This window comes from Anaerobium acetethylicum (assembly GCF_900096945.1).
In the GTDB taxonomy this organism is placed as follows: domain Bacteria; phylum Bacillota; class Clostridia; order Lachnospirales; family Lachnospiraceae; genus Anaerobium; species Anaerobium acetethylicum.
In genome coordinates this window covers 18208-39325 of the sequence record NZ_FMKA01000008.1, presented here as the reverse complement: position 1 = coordinate 39325, position 21118 = coordinate 18208, and the positions used below count along the sequence as shown (strand labels likewise).

General features: G+C 42.8%; 18 protein-coding genes. 1 reads left to right on the top strand and 17 read right to left on the bottom strand.

The features are described 5' to 3' along the window. Window positions 1-2: 2 nt before the first annotated feature. The 9 genes from BJR36_RS08525 to BJR36_RS08490 all read right to left on the bottom strand — a co-directional run bounded on the left by BJR36_RS08525 (window position 3) and on the right by BJR36_RS08490 (window position 9426). On the bottom strand, window positions 3-1787 hold the full coding sequence (locus BJR36_RS08525) for a cache domain-containing sensor histidine kinase (RefSeq protein WP_091232770.1): 1785 nt from the start codon (window positions 1785-1787) through the stop codon (window positions 3-5). 185 nt (window positions 1788-1972) lie between these two features. Next, window positions 1973-2818: a carbohydrate ABC transporter permease gene (locus tag BJR36_RS08520; RefSeq protein WP_091232767.1), complete on the bottom strand. Its 846-nt coding sequence runs from the start codon at window positions 2816-2818 to the stop codon at window positions 1973-1975. Next, window positions 2815-3702 carry a carbohydrate ABC transporter permease gene (locus tag BJR36_RS08515; RefSeq protein WP_091232765.1) on the bottom strand — a complete coding sequence of 296 codons (888 nt, stop codon included), beginning with the start codon at window positions 3700-3702 and terminating at the stop codon, window positions 2815-2817. The genes BJR36_RS08520 and BJR36_RS08515 overlap by 4 nt, the downstream gene beginning before the upstream one ends. A gap of 105 nt (window positions 3703-3807) precedes the next feature. Next, window positions 3808-5109 (bottom strand): ABC transporter substrate-binding protein, encoded by a 1302-nt coding sequence (locus BJR36_RS08510; RefSeq protein ID WP_091232763.1) that lies wholly within the window; start codon window positions 5107-5109, stop codon window positions 3808-3810. Between the two features lie 276 nt (window positions 5110-5385). Further along, entirely contained in the window at window positions 5386-5535 is a 150-nt protein-coding gene (locus BJR36_RS20260) for a hypothetical protein (protein ID WP_169823637.1), read from the bottom strand. Window positions 5536-5706: 171 nt separating this feature from the next. Further along, on the bottom strand, window positions 5707-6936 hold the full coding sequence (locus BJR36_RS08505; RefSeq protein ID WP_091232760.1) for a chloride channel protein: 1230 nt from the start codon (window positions 6934-6936) through the stop codon (window positions 5707-5709). Between the two features lie 136 nt (window positions 6937-7072). Next, a complete protein-coding gene (locus tag BJR36_RS08500) occupies window positions 7073-7441 on the bottom strand; it encodes a VOC family protein (protein WP_091232758.1) in 369 nt (122 codons plus the stop codon). Window positions 7442-7515: 74 nt separating this feature from the next. Beyond that, window positions 7516-8673 carry a GGDEF domain-containing protein gene (locus BJR36_RS08495; protein WP_091232755.1) on the bottom strand — a complete coding sequence of 386 codons (1158 nt, stop codon included), beginning with the start codon at window positions 8671-8673 and terminating at the stop codon, window positions 7516-7518. Window positions 8674-8811: 138 nt separating this feature from the next. Then, window positions 8812-9426 (bottom strand): TetR/AcrR family transcriptional regulator, encoded by a 615-nt coding sequence (locus BJR36_RS08490; protein ID WP_091232752.1) that lies wholly within the window; start codon window positions 9424-9426, stop codon window positions 8812-8814. Window positions 9427-9717: 291 nt separating this feature from the next. Between BJR36_RS08490 and BJR36_RS08485 the strand changes: the two genes are divergently transcribed. Next, window positions 9718-11235, top strand: a complete 1518-nt coding sequence (locus BJR36_RS08485; protein ID WP_091232749.1) for a sialate O-acetylesterase — start codon at window positions 9718-9720, stop codon at window positions 11233-11235. A 116-nt stretch (window positions 11236-11351) separates the two neighbouring features. Here the strand turns inward: BJR36_RS08485 and BJR36_RS08480 are convergent, their stop codons facing one another. The 8 genes from BJR36_RS08480 to BJR36_RS08445 form a co-directional block, all read right to left on the bottom strand. Next, window positions 11352-11702 carry a thioredoxin family protein gene (locus BJR36_RS08480; protein ID WP_091232747.1) on the bottom strand — a complete coding sequence of 117 codons (351 nt, stop codon included), beginning with the start codon at window positions 11700-11702 and terminating at the stop codon, window positions 11352-11354. A gap of 90 nt (window positions 11703-11792) precedes the next feature. Continuing rightward, the gene (locus BJR36_RS08475; RefSeq protein ID WP_242875505.1) at window positions 11793-12797 is read right to left on the bottom strand and encodes a permease; all 1005 of its coding nucleotides are present in this window, start codon (window positions 12795-12797) and stop codon (window positions 11793-11795) included. Between the two features lie 117 nt (window positions 12798-12914). Then, window positions 12915-14081 (bottom strand): rhodanese-like domain-containing protein, encoded by a 1167-nt coding sequence (locus BJR36_RS08470; protein WP_091232744.1) that lies wholly within the window; start codon window positions 14079-14081, stop codon window positions 12915-12917. Between the two features lie 348 nt (window positions 14082-14429). Continuing rightward, window positions 14430-15527, bottom strand: a complete 1098-nt coding sequence (locus BJR36_RS08465) for an ABC transporter substrate-binding protein (protein WP_091232741.1) — start codon at window positions 15525-15527, stop codon at window positions 14430-14432. 15 nt (window positions 15528-15542) lie between these two features. Further along, window positions 15543-16571, bottom strand: coding sequence for an ABC transporter permease (locus BJR36_RS08460; RefSeq protein WP_091232739.1), 1029 nt, complete (start codon window positions 16569-16571; stop codon window positions 15543-15545). Window positions 16572-16589: 18 nt separating this feature from the next. Then, a complete protein-coding gene (locus BJR36_RS08455; RefSeq protein WP_091232977.1) occupies window positions 16590-18083 on the bottom strand; it encodes a sugar ABC transporter ATP-binding protein in 1494 nt (497 codons plus the stop codon). A gap of 217 nt (window positions 18084-18300) precedes the next feature. Next, the gene (locus BJR36_RS08450) at window positions 18301-19314 is read right to left on the bottom strand and encodes a substrate-binding domain-containing protein (RefSeq protein ID WP_091232736.1); all 1014 of its coding nucleotides are present in this window, start codon (window positions 19312-19314) and stop codon (window positions 18301-18303) included. Then, window positions 19301-21112, bottom strand: coding sequence for a cache domain-containing sensor histidine kinase (locus BJR36_RS08445; protein WP_330387868.1), 1812 nt, complete (start codon window positions 21110-21112; stop codon window positions 19301-19303). The genes BJR36_RS08450 and BJR36_RS08445 overlap by 14 nt, the downstream gene beginning before the upstream one ends. Between the last annotated feature and the right edge of the window lie 6 nt (window positions 21113-21118).

Genomic DNA, 21118 nt, shown 5'->3' with positions numbered 1-21118 from the left:
TTTTACTCCTTCGGTATCCTAATGATAATCGTTGTTCCTGTCCCGATCGCACTCGTAATATCCAGCTTGAAATCCTCCTTATAGTACAGCTTAAGGCGTTCCCTTACATTTTTGATGGCATACCTGCTGATCCTCTGATTTGAATAAATGACCTTCTCTTCCGTCATTAAGCTCTGCAGCTGCTCTTCATCCATTCCGATTCCGTTATCGCTTACTTTAAAGACCATATAGCCTTCTTCCATATATCCCTGGACTTTTATAAGTCCCTGGCCGCTTTTGTTTTCAAGGCCGTGGACGATTGCATTTTCAACAAAGGGCTGCAGTATTAGTTTTGGAATCTTGTAGTCCTTCATTTCCGACATGAGATTGATCCGATAATCCATCCTTTTTTCAAAGCGCATTTTCTGGATCCTGAGATAGCTTTCCACCAGCCTGTACTCCGCTTCCACGGTAACGATCCCTTCTCCTCTGTTTAGGGCAAGGCGGAACAGTTCAGACAGCGACATGATATTCTCTGCCAGCTCCGTATGTCCTTCATTCATGGCGTCCCAATACAGGGAGTCCAGGGTATTGTATAAAAAATGGGGATTGATCTGAGCCTGCAGCAGATCCAGCTCGCTCTGTTTTTCCCGCAGCACCATGACATAGTTCGTTTCAATCAGCTCATTGATGTGGCTGACCATCTTATTATAGACATGGGTCACATCTCCGATTTCATCTTCGGCATATACAGAAACACTCTGCCTGAAATCGCCTTCCTGCAATTTCAGCATAGACTTATGCAGATTGTGGAGGGGGATATTGATAAATCTTGTCACATAATTGAATATCGGGAATGCCACAAAGAACAGGAGGATTGCAAGCAGGAATGGCATCCTGTTTACGTTTTTCAGCTGCTTTGTCCAGTTTTCCTTGGGAACAATATAGAACACGGAATATTGGTAGTGCTCATTTGTGCTGCGAAAAATATAGCTTCCTTTTGTTTCCTGGTATTCGCCGCTAAAAACAGATTCGCTGATGCTCGTTTTGATTGCCTGGAAATCCTCTTCTTCTGCTTCTCCGGAATGTACGATGACAGTTCCATCCTTGTCTAGCAGATAAACGCTTTCATTTGTCTCCTGTCTTTCCTTTTCAAAAACACCTGCTATTTCCTTGGCATCGATTGCTGCACAGATATATCCCAGTATCTCCTCTTTGCTGTAAGAAAAAACTGTCTTTCCAAACAGGATCCGGTCTGTCTTATTCCCTTTGAACAGGGTGCTGTCTGAAGCTTCCATCCGCATGATCCGCAGATCCCCCTGCGCTTCTTTGGACTTTAGAAAAACTTCCAGCCCTTTCACTTCTTCAGTATTCTGGGACACGATATCATTTCTTCTTGTGCTCAGATAGGGCCTCGCTCCGTTCTCCGGAAAGAGTCCAAAAAAACCGATATGGTTTTTGACAGCCAGCATTTCCGTTACCAGATCAGCAGGCGTCTCCTTGGACCATACCAACGGGTTGTTTGCCAGGGCGGAGTCTTGATCAGAACTCAGCACATAACGGAAATCGTTATTGATTACAACATAGGTAATGATATCCTCTATATCCGAAGCGATATAGTTGATGCTCTCCTCCATTGTCCGCGTCAGATTCTGATAAGCATTGCTCAGTTCATTGGTAACTGTCTTTGAACTCTGCATATAAATGTATGCAGTAATGCCAAGCAATGCAGGGATCAGGACCGCATACATTGCTCCTGTCAGCTTATACTTGATTTTCCATCTGTGTATGTTAAAAAAACGCTTCATATGATCACCCGCATCATTTTGTAATAGAGTAACTATTCAGGACTATGTCCTTCATAGTCACAAAATATAATCCTAGCCGCTCAGCATTATATTCATAACTACCAGGCGGCTATATATATTTATATTGGTAACCATTCAGAACTACGTCCTTCATAGCCACTTGTTATGTTTCCCTTTGCTTTATATTATCCTTTTACTGCACCTGCCGCAACACCTTTTGTAATATACTTGTTCAGGATGATGTAGATCAGCAGTGCCGGAGCTGCCGTCAGTGCCATGACTGCAAACTGAACAGCGTAATTTGATGAATACTGGCCGGTGAATTCCAGGATTGCAAATGGAAGCGTCTTCCATGTCTTGGTACTCAGGTATGTACTTGCCATCATGAATTCATTCCAGTTGTTCAGGTAAGTCATAATCGCGACTGTAACAAGAGATGCTTTCATCAGGGGCATAATCATGGTGAATACGATCCTATAGATTCCGCATCCATCCAGCAGTGCCGCCTCCTCCAGTTCCTTCGGGATTGCGCTCATAAAGCTGCTTGTGAGGAATACGCCCTGTGGAAGGGAAAATGCGATGTAAGGAATCAGAAGCGCCCAGATTGTGTCCGTCAATCCAAGCTTATCATAGATGACGAAATTCGGAAGCAGTGTCGCATGAATCGGAATCATCATTCCCATTAAAAGCAGGGTCTTGACCACTCCGCTCAATTTCCATTCCATTCTGATACAGGCAAATGATGCCATGACCGAAATAAGCAGGACAAATACCACTGCCAGCGTATTGATCAGAATACTGTTCTTAAAATACAGAAGGAAATTTCCATCCACAAATGCTTTTACATAGTTCCCCCACTGGATTTTTTCCGGCCATACGAGGATACCGCTTGTAAAAAGTTCATTCGGATTCGCCAGTGAAAAATCTACAAGCCAGATGAGAGGAAACAGCTGAATTCCTGCTATCACCAGAAGGCATATGAAGAGAACTATTTTTCCTGATTTACCTGTTTTTCTGATATCGGAATTCATGCTCTTTTCCTCCTTTCATCTTTTTCTGCAAAAATTTTATTTAAAATGACAGTTGCTGCCAGGCAGATAATAACAAATATAACGCTGATGGAATTTCCGTATCCATATTTATATGATTTAAATGCCTCTTTATACAGGAAGTTTGCCAGGAACTGCGTTTCATTGCCGGGTCCGCCATTTGTCAGCAGATATACGGTTTCCATCTGTTTTAAAGCTGCGATAATTGCCATTGTTACGTTCATCTGGATTACCGTTTTCATAAGCGGCAATGTGATTTTCATGAAAGTCTGTGCGGAAGTTGCACCATCGATTGCTGCCGCTTCATAAAGCACAGGGTCGATATTCTTGATGCCTGTATAATAAATCAGCATCCCCCAGCCAAAACCATGCCATATAAGTACAAGCAGCACCGACCAGATTGCGTTTCCGCTTCCAAGCCAGTTGACGTCTCCTTTGAAACCCAGAGACTGAAGAATCTTATTAAAAAGTCCGAAATTCGGATTGTAGATAAATTTCCATAAATAAGCAATAATTGCAACCGAAATAACATTCGGTATGAAGTATACGCATCTGAAAAAGCCTTCCGCTTTTCCCTGCAGTTTGTCAAGAATTGCAGCTACGACAATCGCTATCGGGTGCTGGATCAGGATAAATCCGACTGCCAGGAACAGAGAGTTCCTAAGGGACATCCAAAAACCGCTATCTTTAAATAAAGTTGTATAATTTTCCAAACCTATAAAGTTTGCTGCACCTATTCCTGAAAAATCTGTAAATCCGTAATATACGCTCAAACAGATTGGTACTAAAATCGCAAAAACAAACGTTAATAGTCCTGGGGCTATCAGACTGAGTATGATGTATTTGTTACTGTATAATTTTTTCACAACTTTCTCCTTTCACAGCAATGCTTTTCGGCTTCGAGCTGTCATTCCTGTTGAAAATGGCTGCCTCAGCAATTCCACACAAGGCAGCCATTCCACAAGATTATTTTATTTTCCAGCTTCTTCTAATTTTCCGATAAACTCTTCGACCGACACAGATTTGATTGCAAGTTCCTGTGACAGATCTTCGCTCAGCGTCTTGAACTCGGAAGTTCCCAAATCATTAAATGTTACGCCTGTTACGCTTGTTGATCCTGATACGATATCCGTAAAGTCTAACTGTGCAGATGTTTCTTCTCCTGTCAGATATTCAGAATAATTCTGTGCTGACATGCAGATTCCGTTTTCCCAGCAGAGCTTTGACCAGTTTTCCGGTTTGAACATGAAATTCAGTAACTTGATTGCTTCCTCTTTCACTTTGGAATTTGCGGTCACTGCATATCCGCCTCCGTTCCAGGCGGCAATGTCTGTTACGTTTCCTGCACCGCCTGCTACTGTAGGCATCATAAATACACCGATGTTATTTCTCACATCTTCAGGAACATTTTCATCTGTTGCCATAGACATTTCCCAACTTCCCATATAGAACATGGCCGCCTGTGAGTTCGTGAACAGATTTTTTGCAGTTCCATAATCAGTGGTTTCGAATCCACTCTGGAATAAACCAGCGTCTGCCGCATCCACAAAAAGTCCAGCTGCCTGTGCATAAACAGGATTTAAAAAATCTCCGTTTGCAATGGAATCCTGCACCTGCGTCTTGATGTCAGGATCGATCTTCTGCATCAGGTCATGAACGTAAATCGAAAGAGGCCATTTGTCGGAACCATCCATGCTGCATGGAATTAAGCCCGCATCTTTGATCTTGCCTGCTAAAGCGATTAATTCGTCATATGTCTGTGGTACTTCCCATCCATTTTTTTCAAATATAGCCTTGTTATAATAAAATCCCATAACGTCGGTATTTCTTGCAAGTCCGTATAATTTTCCGTCATTACTGAATCCGTCTAAAGATCCGTTGATGAAACCGTAATCAGCATAATCAGCCGCATTCAGTTCTGTCAACAGATTTGCATCAATGATTTCATTTAAGAAAGACGGCTGCCCCCATACGTTTACCAGATCCGGCATATTGCTTCCGGATGCATAGGCTTTGAATTTTGTTTTGTATGCTTCGTCATCAAGCGCTTCTACCTGGATCACTACATCTGGATTTTCATCCATGTACTGGTCGAATAAAGTCTGCTCAACGAATCCCTGTCCGTTTGTTCTGTCTGGAAGATTAGAAAATACTTTGATGGTAACTTTGTCCTCTGATGCCTGATCAGATGTTGACGATTCCTTGGCTCCGCAGGCTGTCATTGATAATACCATTGTGAACGCCAGCAAAGCAGATAATAATTTCTTTTTCATTGTGATTCCTCCCTGTTCTTCATTGGTTACGGTTATGTTTCTTAAGATGGTCTTATTGTAGCATTGGTTTGTTGCGAATAGAATGTGTCTATTTTTCAATAAGGTGGAATTTTTTTCACTCGGCTGCTGTGTAAAAAAACACACACAGACATTTTTTGAGTTCGGTATTTTCATCCATTTGCCGAAAAAAAAAATGGTCCTATGATTTAAAGTCATAGGAGCCATTTTCAATAGTGTCTGATGCAAAGGGCATATTATATACCCAAAAATCAAATTTTAATATTCATTATATTTTTCAGCATAGTCATCGTCTACATCATCAATATCTTCGTTCAAACTTCCTTCATCCTCCACGTGATTTAATTTTACTTCATCCAGTTCTGAATTTGATGTTGTTGTAAAGTTTGTATTATCTTTCATTGACATAAATCCACCTCCTGATCGCTGTTGTAAAAATAATCGTTTACGTTCTAGTAATGTGTATATGATGAATTATATCACAATATGTCAGAATTTGAAACTTTTATTTATTGAAATTCTCACAAATTATCTAATACTTTAATAGTTTGTTGTATTTCGTTTATTCCTGCTTTCTAACTAATTATCCTGAATGCTTTCAAAATAATTGAATTTCTTCTGGGATCCATAGATTGTCTTATCCCCATTAAATACATATGCGATTGAACACACGACTACAAAACTGATGATGTTATCCGGACCAAATACTTCGGCGCCTATCAGTATTGGTGCGAGGAGCGTATTGGTAGCGCTTCCGAATACGGCCGCATAGCCAAGTGAAGCGATCAGCACAGGCGGCATACCAAGCAGATGGGCCAGGACGATTCCCAGACTGGATCCGATCGAAAAAAGCGGCGTCACCTCTCCACCCTGGAAGCCGGCTGATAATGTCAGAATCGTCAATGCGGATTTCAGGATCCAGTCATAAGCATATATTTTCTCACCCGAAAAACCGGCATGAATCAGATTGGTTCCAAGGCCGCAATATCTTCCCACATGTAGCACGAGCAGAACTATGGCGAGCCCGCAGCCCATAACAAATATTCTCTTAACCGGATCACTGAAAATCTTTGCGAAGAACTTTTTAGATGAGCCTAACAGATGGGCAAAAATGCCACCGGTAATGCCAAACGCAATTCCAAGAACGATCAATTTTCCTACGGATGCAGCCGATGGATCTAACGTATCCGTGACTGCAATCGAGAACTTTTCAAGGCCTAGAAAGTGGGAAGTGTAACTTGCAGCAAAGGAAGCGGCCAGTGCCGGAAGAAGGGCCTCATACAGCAGCGAGCCCGCAACCAGCACTTCCATTGCAAAAAAAGTGGCTGCCAGCGGGGTTTGAAAGAGCCCGGCAAAACCGGCTGCCATCCCTATTACAACAAGGGTCCTCGGATTTTTGTACAGCTTCATATGCCGCCCCACGGTATGGGTAACTGCAGCACCGATCTGGACTGCAACGCCCTCACGTCCCGCACTGCCTCCAAACAGGTGGGTAATCCATGTGCTGACCATTACCAACGGAATCAGCATTTTCGGAATTCTTTCCCGTTCGCCATGTCCGGCCTCAAAAACAAGGGTCATTCCCTTGAGGCTTTCCTTGCTGTATTTTCTGTACAGAAGCATGATGGCGATGCCTGCGACTGGCAGAAACGGGACAAGCTTCATCACATGATTATCCCTGATTTCAGATATTTGCAGCAATACACGTCCGAATACAGTATCAATCATACCGACAATCATACCGATAAACGCTGCAGCTATGGTATAAAGCAGTATCTCCCTGTAATTGTCATAAGTTTTTCGTATCATAATCTTTAGTCCTCCCTATAAGCCCGACTGCACATCTTCTCGGAGCATTTTTTATCTCATAGGACGAACTTCCCTATGAGATAAAAAAGACTGACAACCCCTGCAATAAGAGTACTGCAGGAGTCATCAGCATAAATTAATATCCTTCCGGGAAAAAACGCAGCTGCACGGATACTCCGTCTGGATCATACATGTAAAAATAGCGGGTCTGATCGCCAGGATCCTGGATTTCTGAAGGATTAAGTCCTCTGTCCCGGGCAAGCTTATGCATTTCTTCCAACTTGTCCGTTTCAAAACAGATGAACATGCCTTTCCCTTCAAACTTCTGTCCCTGCGGCATGCAGACAAGTTCAATCTCAGTTTCCCCGTTGCCATTTGTTAGAAATGCCAGTTCCCCGGGTCCTGCGTGAAAGCGGCGGGAAATGGTAAGTCCTGTCATGGTTTCATAAAATTCTATAGATTTTTCCAGGTTTTTGACCATTAAGGTCACATGTTTCATATGCATATCATATCTCCTTCTTTGTATCATCCGATAATTATCTCACGATAAAATTAATAATTCAAGAAATGATTTTCAAGTCAAATGCAGAAATCAGCGTGTATTCGGGCCATCTGGTGATGTTCTTCCTTCTGCCGGTACATTAGCCCATCCAGGTGCTTCATAAATCCTTCTGCATCATAGCCTGAAGCCGCATCGTACACATCCGCGCCCATGCTCAGATGAATCTCATAAGGCTTTGCCTTTTCCCGATTGTGCGCTTTCAGGTTAAAAATGATCTTCTCCATGATTGCTGTCAATTCTTCTCTGTTATCTGTATTCAGCACCACGTAGAATTCGTCTCCGCCGTACCTTGCAATCATACTCTCTGTTCCAATGCTGCGTTTTAAAAGCTGTGCAACCCAAATAAGAGCCGCATCTCCCTCGTCATGACCGAATCTGTCATTAATCTGCTTGAATTCGTCCAGATCGATTGCGATTGCCGAGAAACTTTTTTTCTTTGTGCTTGCTGCAATCTTTTCAGCCACATAGGAGTCAATTACCCTGCGGTTAAACAGCCCTGTGAGGTAGTCCGTCTTAATCCCCACATCCAGAAGATTGCAGTATAAAATGAGAACTGCAATCACATAAGAAGGCCAGGTCACGGAAACCCCATAAAAGCTTGTATGCAAAATTGCTCCGATGATAGTCGGAACCGGATATAAAAGCAGTGTCCAAAAATTCCTGGTTTCAATTCTGCTGCGGTTTTTCAGAATCAGCATTGTCACATACAAAATAAGGAAAAAATTAAACATGACATGAAACAAAAACCATGGCCCCCGTGAATATATATTATCTGCATCTACAGTCATAATCAGGCCGTTCAGCGGCGTTGTAAGCACAAGGACAGCATCAATCAAAACGATTGCCGCAAATCTGAAGCCTTTGCGTTTTGCCTGTTCCCTGCTCCTGAAAATCTCATAATCTGCATAAACAATCCAGAGCAACGCCGGAAGCGGGGTAAACATTAACTGCAATATGTTCGTAGCCCAGTTCAGAAGATAGAATATACTCCCATCCCTGCCGTTGACAATCCAGGTCGCCGTGGAAGCCGCAATAAGAAACAGCCCGCTCAGAAGCATATACTTAAATATCCTGTCTGAAAACAGCTGCTTTGATTTTGTATAAAGTTTAACATATAAAATCCCTAAAATCACCATGGAAAAAACATTTATTTCCAGATTTTTAATGATGTCCATCCTGCTACCCTGTCCTTATATGTCGGTAAACTGTTTACCTGATGAGTTTAAATTCATGCTTATCTTTATTATTCGGCATATTCTCCGGAATTCTTAATAGTTACACATTTTCATTTAAGGAATATAACACCATGCCGCCTATGTTTCCGTGGTCAGATACAGACGGACCATCAAAATCAGCTGTTCTGCCTGCATATTCAATTCTTTTTTCTGCTTCTGAAATACATCTTCATTCATCAGCGCAATCCGTTCAATTAAAGCCAGATTTACATTGACAATAAAATCCACTGTGCTTTTCAGCTTTAAACCAGAATTGATCTTCCCGTCCTGCTTCGCTTCCTCAATCATCCCATACAATACTTCATACATTTTGCTTGCAAGCATATCCTCTCCGGCTTCTTTTGACTGCACCTGAAACAGAAACAGAAGCGTTATGGCATTTCTTTGCTCCAATGCATTCATATAAAAGTTCCGGATGGTCTGCAGTAATCTTTCCATGGCATCTTTCTGAACAGAAGCCCTTTGCATGAACAAATCACCACTGTCAAGAATCTGCTTTTGGACAGCACTCATAACGTCATCACTGTTTTTAAAATACTTATACAGCGTAACCGTAGAAATATCGAGTTCCCGCGCCAATCGCTGCATCTGAAATGCATCCAGGCCTTCCTTTAAAATCAGGCTTTTAGCAGCTGCCAGGATTTCATCTCTTCTTTTTTGACGCATCTGTTCAAAATAAGCTGTTTGATCCATCTCTTAAAATCCTTCTCTTTCATTTTTCGTATCTGTTCCGTCCTATGTCCTTTATGGTTGCAGAGAATGAATAAAAAATCCCCCCAGACAGTGGACATTAACAGTTATCGCATTTTTTAATTATAGCAGTTTCAAAAACAATTAGCAAATTCGTGTTTCATTCCATTTTTCTGTTTGTGTTATTTGAATCCTCACTATTCTGCTTGTATTTCATCTCTATTAGTGTTAATATAGCGTTAACTCATTTAACATTCGTGTAATCTCAATTCAAAAACCGAAAAGGAGAATAAAATGTTACAGACAGCACCTATTTTTCAAAACGAAATGGTCATCCAACGAGAAAAGCCATTCCTGATCTGGGGATTTGGAACTCCCGGTAAAACACTCCATATTTCTGTGCAGAATAAAACTGCGGAGACTGTTATTCCTGCCAGCGGGCACTGGAAGTTAACCCTTCCTGCACTAAAAGCTTCCAAAGATGAGCAGATTATTCTGCATACGGAACAGGAATCCATTACGCTGGAACATGTGGCTGTGGGTGAAGTCTGGGTTGCCGGCGGACAGTCAAATATGGAATTCCATATGCGCTATGAAAAACACAAAAAGGAAGAACTCCTCTCCTGTCCCCGTCCAAATCTTCGCTTCTATGATGTTCCGGAAATTTGCTATGACGGGCAGGATCAGGATTTTGACTATAGCAGAATGGGCATATGGCGGGATGCCACCGCTGAAAATCTGGAATATTTTTCTGCAGTAGGCTACTATTTTCAGAAGGAACTCGCTGATACACTGGATGTTCCCATTGGAATCATCGGATGCAATTGGGGCGGAACGCCATCCTGCTCCTGGATGAACCCGTCATCTGTATCCAGAGCCGGAAAACCATGGATGCAGGAATATGAAGACTTTGCATCGCATACGGACATGGACGAATACTGGAGAGAGCAGCGCGATAATCCCATGAACGGACGCGGAGATCCGTTCGCGGATGAATTTGGTGAATTTGTTTCACCACGAACTCCTGACGATGAAGAAATTGCAGCTTTTTTTGCAGCTCGAGGAATCGAACCTTTCGGAATGCCTCAGCAGATGCAGCCCCAGTTGATTCCGGGAAGCCTCTACGAGCACATGTTAAAAACTGTCGCACCCTGCAGCATCCGTGGTTTTCTGTGGTACCAGGGTGAAAGTGACGACGTTCCAGGACGCCAGGCATTGTACAAAGATATGATGACCGCATTAATAGCAGACTGGCGGGCTTTATGGAACGACAACACACTGCCTTTCCTGCTGGTTCAATTACCCGGATTTCAAACCTGGTTTGGTATTGAGCCCAGGGATATTACGACCATTCGGGCTTGTCAGAAAGCCGTTGCTGATACTGTGCCGGATGCATATCTGTGTTCCATATCAGATGCAGGCGAACAGATGGATATTCACCCGAAAGACAAGAAAACCGTTGGTCATCGGCTTGCACTTCTTGCCCGCGGACATGTCTATGGTGAACAGATCCTTTGCGATGCACCTGTTGCAGCAGATGTTGTCCGTAAAAATAATCTGCTTACCATAACTTTTGACAATGCAGAAGGCGGATTGAAACTGGACGGCGATACATGCAGTGCACTTCATGTAACACAGATTAATGAGGAAATCCCCTTCACTGCAGGTGTAAAAGGAGATCAGCTGGTCCTCCAGCTTCCGGAAACAACAGAAGGGCCTTTAAAAGTGTCTTTCGCACAGAATGACTGGTATCTGGTAAATCTGTATAACCAGGCGGATATTCCTGCCATCCCTTTTCAGGTTTACTGTTAAGACAGGATGAACAGAGGTGTATCGCCAGAGCGTTTTTTAGTCCTGGGAATATGCGTCTATAACATAAAAACCTTCACGTCCCAAATGGAACATGAAGGTTTTTTTAAACTAACAATCTATCTGATTTTTTCCAAAAGCTTAACCGCTTCTTCTACTTTCAGCACCTTACCATAGGATACTACCTTGCCGTCTACCACCAATGCCGGAGTAGTCATTACACCGTATGCTGCAATCTGTGAAAAATCCGTTACATGCTCAATGGTTGTATCCATTCCCAGCTGCTCCAATGCAGCTTTCACATTTGCTTCCAGCTGGTTGCATTTTGCGCAGCCCGAACCCAGAACCTTCACAGATTCTCCTTCTTTATTCATTTCCGCTGCATTCTTAATTGATTCGGCATCGCATGCCCCGCTGCAGCAGCAGCTGCCTGTTTCTTCTTTTTTCTTTCCAAAATTAAATAATGCCATGCTATTATCTCCTTTTCTTAAAAACCTGAATGAAATATGTTGAATACTGTTACTAATATACCACAGCCCATTACATTTTTTAATAGGCTGCTATACAATCAGAAAACTGAATGCATTAAAGAAATATCCGATTATGATAATTCCAGCTGCTACAATACCAACAAAGATTACCAAAAGCTTATTTTTCACAACTCTCTTCAGCATGAGTATGGACGGCAGGCTAAGCGCCGTAACTCCCATCATAAAGGAAAGGATCGTTCCGACTCCCACTCCCTTTGCAAACAGGGCTTCCGCAATCGGCAATGTTCCGAAAATATCCGCATACATGGGGATACCCACAACAGTGGCGATCAGAACAGAAAATGGATTGTTTGTACCTAATACATTCTGAATTATCGTTTCCGGAATCCAGTTATGGATTGCCGCGCCGATGGCAACGCCTCCAAGCACATACAGGATCACCTTCTTAACAGTTGACTGAACCTGCTCTTTCGCATAAATGATTCTTTCTTTTCTCGACAGTTCAGGGGCTTCGATATCAACCGTGGCAGCCGGATTGATGAATTTCACAACGTAATCCTCCATTCCCAGTTTGTCAATAATGCCGCCTCCGATTACCGCAAGCACAAGGCCCACAATTACATATGTTACTGCAATTTTAGCTCCAAAGATGCTCATCAGAAGAATCAGGGCCCCCAGATCGACCAGAGGCGAGGATATCAAGAACGAGAATGTTACGCCAACCGGCAGTCCTGCATTTGTGAATCCAATAAATAATGGAATCGAAGAGCAGCTGCAGAACGGTGTTACGGTTCCGAGCAGAGCACTCAGTATATTCGCTCTCACGCCGTGAAATCTCCCCAGTATCTTTTTAGTCCTTTCAGGCGGAAAGAAGCTTTGAATATAAGAAATAATAAAAATCAGAACCGACAGCAACACTAAAATCTTTATTGTGTCATAGATAAAAAACTGGATGCTGCCTCCCAGCCTTGCCGTAATATCCAGCCCCAGGGCTGACAGGCCCTCTCCTATTAATGCATTCAACCATTTCATTCCGAGAATCTGGTTTTGAAAAAAATCCCATATCGCCTTCATATAAGTACCGTCCTTTATATTTTTATATCGATGTTCATCAATCTTTTTATCATTATAGTATACATATCGACATTTGTCAATATGTAATGGGGCGCACAAAAATTGCCTGCTTCTTATCTACTCTTCCGTATATGAATCATACTTTTCCAAAAAATTATGCTGGATCCCGTTTTCCTTATAGGCGATAACCGTACTGAGGTTGACGTTTTCCACGCTTCGGAAAATATTGCTCTCAATGTAAGGATTCGTCTCCTTCAGATGCCTGATCAGATCCTTGATTTCGGTCCTCTTTGACACTGCGCTGCCGTCGACCCTGCAGGTCGTGCAGGAATCCGTAAAGCGGCATGCGCACTGGATGAAATGGAGATTGTTGTAGTCCCTCCAATGCTTGATATCCTCTTCCCGGATCAGATACATCGGCCGTATCAGTTCCATCCCCTCAAAATTGGTACTGTGCAGCTTCGGCATCATAGTCTGAACCTGCGCGCCATACAGCATCCCCATCAGGATCGTTTCGATCACATCATCATAATGGTGTCCCAGTGCAATCTTATTGCATCCCAGCTCTTTTGCCCTGCTGTACAGATGTCCGCGCCTCATCCTGGCGCACAGGTAGCACGGAGATTTCTCCACGTTGTAGACAGCCTCGAAAATATCCGTTTCAAATACCGTGATCGGGATGCCAAGCATTCTGGCATTTTCTTCGATGACTCTCCTGTTCACTTCATTATATCCCGGATCCATTACGAGAAACACCAGTTCAAACTCGAACTTGTTGTGCTTCTTCAGTTCCTGGAAAAGCTTCGCCATCACCATGGAATCCTTGCCGCCTGAAATGCAGACTGCGATCTTATCGCCTTGCTTCAACATCTCATATTCCCTGATAGCCTTGGCAAATTTCGAGAATAATGACTTATGGAATTTTTTCTGTATGCTTTTTTCAGCCTCATCCTGTACAGTCCTGCTTTCCAACTGCATCTGAATCTGATTCCTGAGCCATTCGTTGTAGCCTCCCGACAGATTCCAGGCTTCATAACCGTTTTCCCGCAGCATTTCAGCAACATCGGCGCTTACCTGACCGATTTTACAGTACACCACTATTTTCTTCTCCCGGGGCAGCAGAGTATTGTCCTCTTCCAGCTGCTTCAGGGAAATGTTCACAGCTTCCGGCAGGTGTCCGAACTGGAATGCAGCCTCATCCCTGATATCGACAAGCAGATACGGTTCTGCAAGTTTTCGCAATTCACTGTTTGTAATTTCATAGTTTTTCTCTGACAGACTCATTTTCTATTTCCTCTTTTTTTCTACTTAATCTATCGTTTTAATATGGTTTTACGCAAAATTTTTTTAGCGTTCAGCCACTTCCTTCTGAACAGCTAGTAATTTTCATTCCTACACATACGCTATGATTATACTTCGAAAGAAAGATAAAGGCAACGGGATTTTATGCAAATTCAGCATCACGCGCCTCCTTGCGGAATTTTTATAATTCAAGAAAAATTCCAGGAATTTCTTGTGAATAAAAAACAACTGGCAGAATCCCCCCCCTCTAGGAATCCTGCCAGTCATTCTGCTTCATCATACATCCATCATAAAGATATATGGTTATTCGTTTTTAATCCCTCATTTAGCTTAGTCGTATAAGTTTGGAGCTATTTCAGCATCATCCATATTGTCAGCTGTATACCATCTGCATCCTGTATCAACGTCAGCTACTTTTTCTCCTTTTGCTGCTGCAACTGCCAGTTCAACAGTTTTTCTTCCGATTGAAACCGGATCCTGTGTAACAGCGCCTGCTAATGTTCCATTTTTTACAGCACCTTTGATAAGTGATCCTGAGTCGAATGCAACACCGATTACGCCGTCCGGACCAAGTTTCTTTAAGTTTGAATCTGCATTTACAAGTGCTTCACCGGAGTGCTGGTTAGAACCATATACTGCAATGATATCTTTTTTGTTTAACAGGTTCTGTCCGTCGATTGAAGATGCTTCTGCAGTAACTGCTGATGGAACTGCCACTTCGATAATGACATCGGCATTATCCTTTTTGTCGTTCCATTTATCATGTCCTTCAACAGAAACTGTTTTTCCTTCTGCTTCGATCAATGATTTCATTTTGTCAATGAATCCTGAACCACGGTTGATGATAGATTCTGCGGTAGCATCCTGGTTCATAACACCGATTCTTACTGTAGCTGTAGCACCTGTTATTTTATCTTTGATGATTGGGAATGTATTTTCTGCTGCCAATTCACCTGCTTTGTAATTATCTGTAGATGCATTTGCAAATACTGCACCTTCAGGAGCATTCGGAACACCAGAGTCAAATCCTATAATTGGAATTCCTGCATCCTTTGCTGCCTGAATCGCTTCGAGACAAGCGTCTGTACTCAGAGATGCAAGGCCGATTGCGTCAGGTTTTAAGTTGATTGCATTGTTTAACATCTGAACCTGATCTGCGATATCGCTTTCTGTATTTGGACCAACGAATTCTATTTTCGCTCCCAATTCCGCTGCAGCTTCGTCAGCACCCTTTTTAACCGCCTGCCAGTACTGATGCTGGAATCCTTTGGATACCATATAGACGAATAATTCCTCATCTGAAGCACTTTCCTTCTTGTCGGTAGTTTCTGTTGTTTCCGTTGTTGCGGCATCCTTAGATCCGCATCCTGACAGCATAGCAGCGGTCATAGCTGCACATAACAATACACTTAATACTTTTTTCCTCATTTGTAAATCCTCCCTTTAATTTTTCTTTCTTCTATTAACAACATCCGCGAAAACGGCTGCAATCAATACAAAACCTGTTATAAACTGCTGATAATGCGGCTGCAATCCGATAAACGGAAGGCCTGTCTTTAATACCGACATGATAAATACACCAATCAGTGTTCCGGCAATGGATCCATAACCGCCGCTCATGGAGGTTCCTCCGATTACTACGCCTGCGATTGCATCAAGTTCGAATCCTGCGCCGCCGCCTGGAAGCATTGTGGAGTAGGAAGCTGCATATGCGATGCCTGCAAGTCCGGCAAAGCTTCCTGAGAATATATAAGCTAACGTTTCCCATTTGACAATATTCACGCCTGAAAGCCTTGTAGCTTCTTTGTTGCTTCCAAGTGCCAGTATGTAACGTCCCGGACGGGTCTTATTCAATATGACTGACATGATGACTGCAAGTATGATCAGTAACAGGAATCCGGTCGGAATGATCTTAGCGCCCGCTCCGCTTCCTATGGTCACTTTGAAGATACTTCTGAACCATCCGCCATCTCCTGCTGCCTGAGGCCAGGTAACACTCTGTGCTTTTGAATAGATGGAGCCAAACCCTTTCGAAACCATCATTGTTCCCAAAGTTGCAATAAAAGGTGGAAGCCCCATAATCGATACCATCAGACCGTTGCAAAGGCCAAAGAGTGCACCGATCAGAATGCCTACTGCCAGACATGCTGCAACAGGAACTCCGTTCTTCACTGCCAGGGAACCTGCAATCAGAGACGAGCATACAAGAACAGTTCCGATAGAAAGATCGATGCCGCCTGTGATGATTACGAATGTGATTCCGATTGCCATGAAGCCGATGTAGTAGGAAGCATCGAAGATGCTTACCACCGTTGTCCACTGCCTGAACGCAGGACTAGCGATACTGAAAAATCCCGTCAAAGCCAGAAGGGCCAGCACTGCTATTAACCGTTGTGTTCCGATTGCCTTTACAACCGGATTATCTATGAACGGGTTTGTTTTTGTAGATACCTTTTTTTGTATGTTTTCCATTTCTATATATCCTCCCGACTAATTTCTTAAGGTTGCCGCCTGCATGATCGTTTCCTGGGATGCTTCCTCAATCGACAGCTCTCCTGTTTTTCTGCCTTCACACATGACAACGATCCGATCGCTCATTCTTAGAATCTCTGTCAGTTCAGAAGAAATCATAATGATTGATTTGCCTTCTGCTGCCAGTTCACTCATCAGCTGATAAATTTCATTCTTCGCACCTACGTCAATTCCTCTGGTAGGTTCGTCAAAAATGAGAATATCGCAGTCGCGCACAAGCCATTTTGCTATAACTACTTTCTGCTGGTTTCCACCTGATAAATTTATTACTGCGGTATCAACTGTCGGTGTCTTTGTCCTTAGTTTATTTACGTACTCTTCAGCGATCTTTTTTTCTTCTTTCTCATTGATGAAAAAGCCTTTCATGTAATGTTCAAGAGACGCCATCGTCGTATTCTCTGCTATTGTCTTGTCAAGAACGATTCCATAACGCTTTCTGTCTTCCGATAAATATCCGACTCCCGCATTTACGGCATCCATAGGATTTTTGATGTCCACTTTCTGTCCGTTGATATAGATGTCTCCGCTGTCTTTTTTGTCTGCCCCGAAAAGCGCTCTGGCGGTTTCAGTTCTTCCAGCTCCCATCAGTCCGGCAAATCCAAGTATCTCGCCTTTCTTCAATTCGAAGCTTACATCCCTCACCATCTTGCCCGCATTCAGATGTTCCACCTTCAAAACGACAGGTGCGTTTTCCGGCACATTGCTTTTCTGCTTTGGATCTTCGTAGATCACTCGGCCTACCATCATATTGATGATGTCATTTTTCGAGCAGTCTTTCGTAATTAAGGTTCCCACATATTCACCATCACGCATTACCGTAACCCGGTCTGTAATCACCTTAATTTCATCCATTCTGTGGGAAATATAGACAATCCCGATTCCCTTTGCCCTTAAATCCCTGATAATTTTGAAAAGCTCATCAATTTCAGACTCGGTCAAAGCAGCTGTCGGTTCGTCAAATACGATGATTTTTGCATCCCTTGAAATCGCTTTTGCAATTTCGCACATCTGCTGTTTTCCGACCGTCAGGTTCCCGATCGTCTCGTCTGGATCGATATCGATATTCAGCTTCTCAAATAATTTTGCCGCTTCCTTGTTCATTTTTCTGTCATTGATCAGCTTTCCATTCATCATCTCGCGGCCAATAAATATATTCTGCGCAACTGTAAGATGATTCATCATGTTCAGCTCCTGATGTACGATTGTGATGCCTACATCCTGTGCTTCACGGGGATTTGTAAACTCAATCTCTTTTCCCTCATATATGATACTGCCGCTGTCTTTTGCATAAATTCCGGTCAGCACCTTCATAAGCGTAGATTTTCCTGCACCGTTTTCTCCCATCAGCGCATGGACCTCTCCCTTTTTCAGTTCCAAATTTACCTGTTTCAGCGCGTGTACACCAATGAAGGATTTGTCGATCTCTTTCATTGTCAAAATTACTTCGCCCACGTTTTCACCATCCATTTCTTGAATAAATTTCTGCGTTTCCTGATATATGAATTATATTGCAGGATGGGAAAATTAGTAATTGAATATCTTCTAAAAAAAGGTTAAAAAACTACTGTTTTGTAGTTTTTTAACCTTTTCACTGTTCCATTTACAGAATTATATGCATTTCACCCTGAATCTGGTATGCTGTATCACTGATAATCGGCAAAACAGCACACTAGTCTGTACTGCCTTCATCCTTTTGCGTCGACTGGTTTCCGATGAACGGAAATAAAAGCTTCTGATTCTCATCCGTATACATGTTTTCTTTCGTAATCAGCTGCGAACCTGAATCTACATTTTTCGGCACCTTTCCCCCCCTCACAGCTTTTACCGCCTTTTCGATTCCAAGATAGCCCATATTAAAGGATTTCTGTATGACAATCCCCTGAAAAACGCCTTCCTCCAGCAATTCGATTTCTTCAGCGGAACTGTCAAATCCGATTATTTTCACCTGCTCTTCCAGGCCCATGTCCTTGATTGCCCTTGCCGCACCAACGGCTGAATATTCATTGAGCCCGGCCACCATGCTGATGTCAGGATATTTTTTAAACAGATCTACAGTAACCTCATAGGCCTTGCCAAATACCGAATCACAGAATACCACTTCCAGGATTTTGCTTTCGTCCTTACCCAGTGCCGCCCGCAGGCCCTTCTCCCGCTCAATTGCAGTCGATGCGGTCTTGACATGCCCGACAACTGCAATCTTCGTATCTTTCTGAATGAATTGTTTCATGAACTGGCCGATTTTTTTGCCAGCTTCATAATTGTTTGTCGAGACGCTGACATCTTCTACAGCTTCATCCACATTGGAATCGATCAGAATTAATTTTATATTATTCTGGGTAACCTTTTTCACCATTTCCGTCGATTCCGTAAAATTGGCCGGCGACACTGCGATGGCATCCGGTTTTTGCTCAATTGCCCATTGAATCAATTCATTCTGCCTTTCATAATCATTTTCCGCATTTGGAGCAACAATTGTAAGTTCTGCACCGTATTCTTTCGCCGCCATGTTCGCTCCTCCGATCAGGGCTGACCAGAATTCGTTTGTCTCATCAATGATTTTCGGAATATAGATGATTTTAATGGGCTTTTCCATCTTTAGATTTTCTCCAGCTATTATTGTAATGCACAGAGCTGTGATACACAGTAAGATCAGCACAACAATCTTGTTCCTAAGCTTTTTCATTTGTTTCCCCCTGCAGATTCCTTCTGGGAATCTTTACTGTAGCCGTCGTCCCTTCGCCCAAAACGCTTTCATAGGAGATGCCATAGCTTTTTCCGTAATACAGCTGCAGCCTCATCTGCACGTTATAGACGCCTATTCCATTTGATTTGTAATTGACTTTATGCTCATCAAGTATGTGCGCAAGGGTCTCTTCCGACATTCCCACACCATTATCGCTCACTTTCAGTATGATATCGTTTTCTGATGAATATCCGCTGATGACAAGAAGGCCTTTTGCATCCTTGAATTTGATTCCATGATAAATTGCATTCTCCACAATCGGCTGAAGGACAAGTTTAATGATTTCCTCATCATAAATGTCTTTCGGGATATTGATCTCAAATTCCAGTTTATCTTTATATCTCATCTTCTGTATGGTGAGGTAGTTTTGCAGGTAGCTGATCTCCTGGGAAATCGTCAGCACCTCGTTGTCATTCCCTATGCTCTGGCGCAGCAGCTTCGCAAGAGACGAGGTCATCAGGACAACCTCCCGGTTCTTATTCCCCTCTGCCATCCATATGATCGCATCCAGCGTATTGTATAGAAAATGAGGATTGATCTGCGACTGGAGCGCCTTCAGCTCACTTTTACGCTTTTGTTTCTGTTCATAAATATTCTCTTCCATCAGGTTTTGGATTTTTTTCGTCATGACATTAAAAGACTTGCTCAGACTTCCGATTTCATTATCATCAATCACTTCTATGTTGGCGTTGGAAAAATGTCCCTTTTCCACTTCTTTCATGGAATCTTTCAGAATCTTGATGGGCCTCGTAATATCTGAAGCGATAAAAGCTGAAATTGCCACGGTCGCCATCAGCAGTACCGCTGCGACCAGCAGATAGATGATCTGGGTTTTGGCTTTGTTCTCCATGAGCGCAGACCTTACGACGACGCCTACCACGGTCCATCCCGTCTTTTCCGATTTTGAAATCGTATACAGCCTGCTTTGCTGCCCTTCATCAGTGACGAAATAGCGGGTTTTGCTGTTCCTGACTTCCTCGATCCGCTCAGTCTTCAGGCCGCTGTATAAAAGCTGCTGCTGGGGATGATAGATGATATTTCCTCCTTCATCCAGGATGAATACATAACCTTTTTCTCCCAGGCTGTTGTTTTCACACAAGTCGCTGATTGCATTGTAATTCAAATCGATAAAAAATATTCCGGAAGGCTCATTCGTATAGGGATTCCTTATGCTCCTGCTTAATGTAATCACCCATCTGTAGTCGCTTTTTATGGCATTCTGGACATGGGAGGAAGACAAGGCAGTACCATCCACATTTACTATGGCATTCCTGTACCAGTCCATGTCCGTCAGCGAAACATATTCATTCAGCCTGTCCGTACCATCATTGATGATATGTTTCCCGTCATTGGAAATTACCGCTATGTTATAGACGTCTTCCCTTGCGTCAATAATCGTATTGAACTGGGCCAGAATCCCGCTATACAGATTGTCCATGGCGCCCTGCGAAAGATTTCTGTTGAACAGGTATTCCTTGATATCGTTGTTGTTTGTAACCAGAGAGGATATATTTTCCATATAGTCAATATAGGAATCGATATCCGTGTTTACCTGTTCGATCAGCTGGGTGGAATAATCAATGGAGTTGTTCAGGACTGTATCTTCGGTATAGTTTATGGATAAGATTAAGAATGAGACCAGAGCTAAGACAATCAAAGCCGAAAAACCAAACAGCATGGTAAACTGTATGCTTTTAAAATGACCGAACAGCCAGTAATGGCTTCTCTTTTTCTTCACAGACAG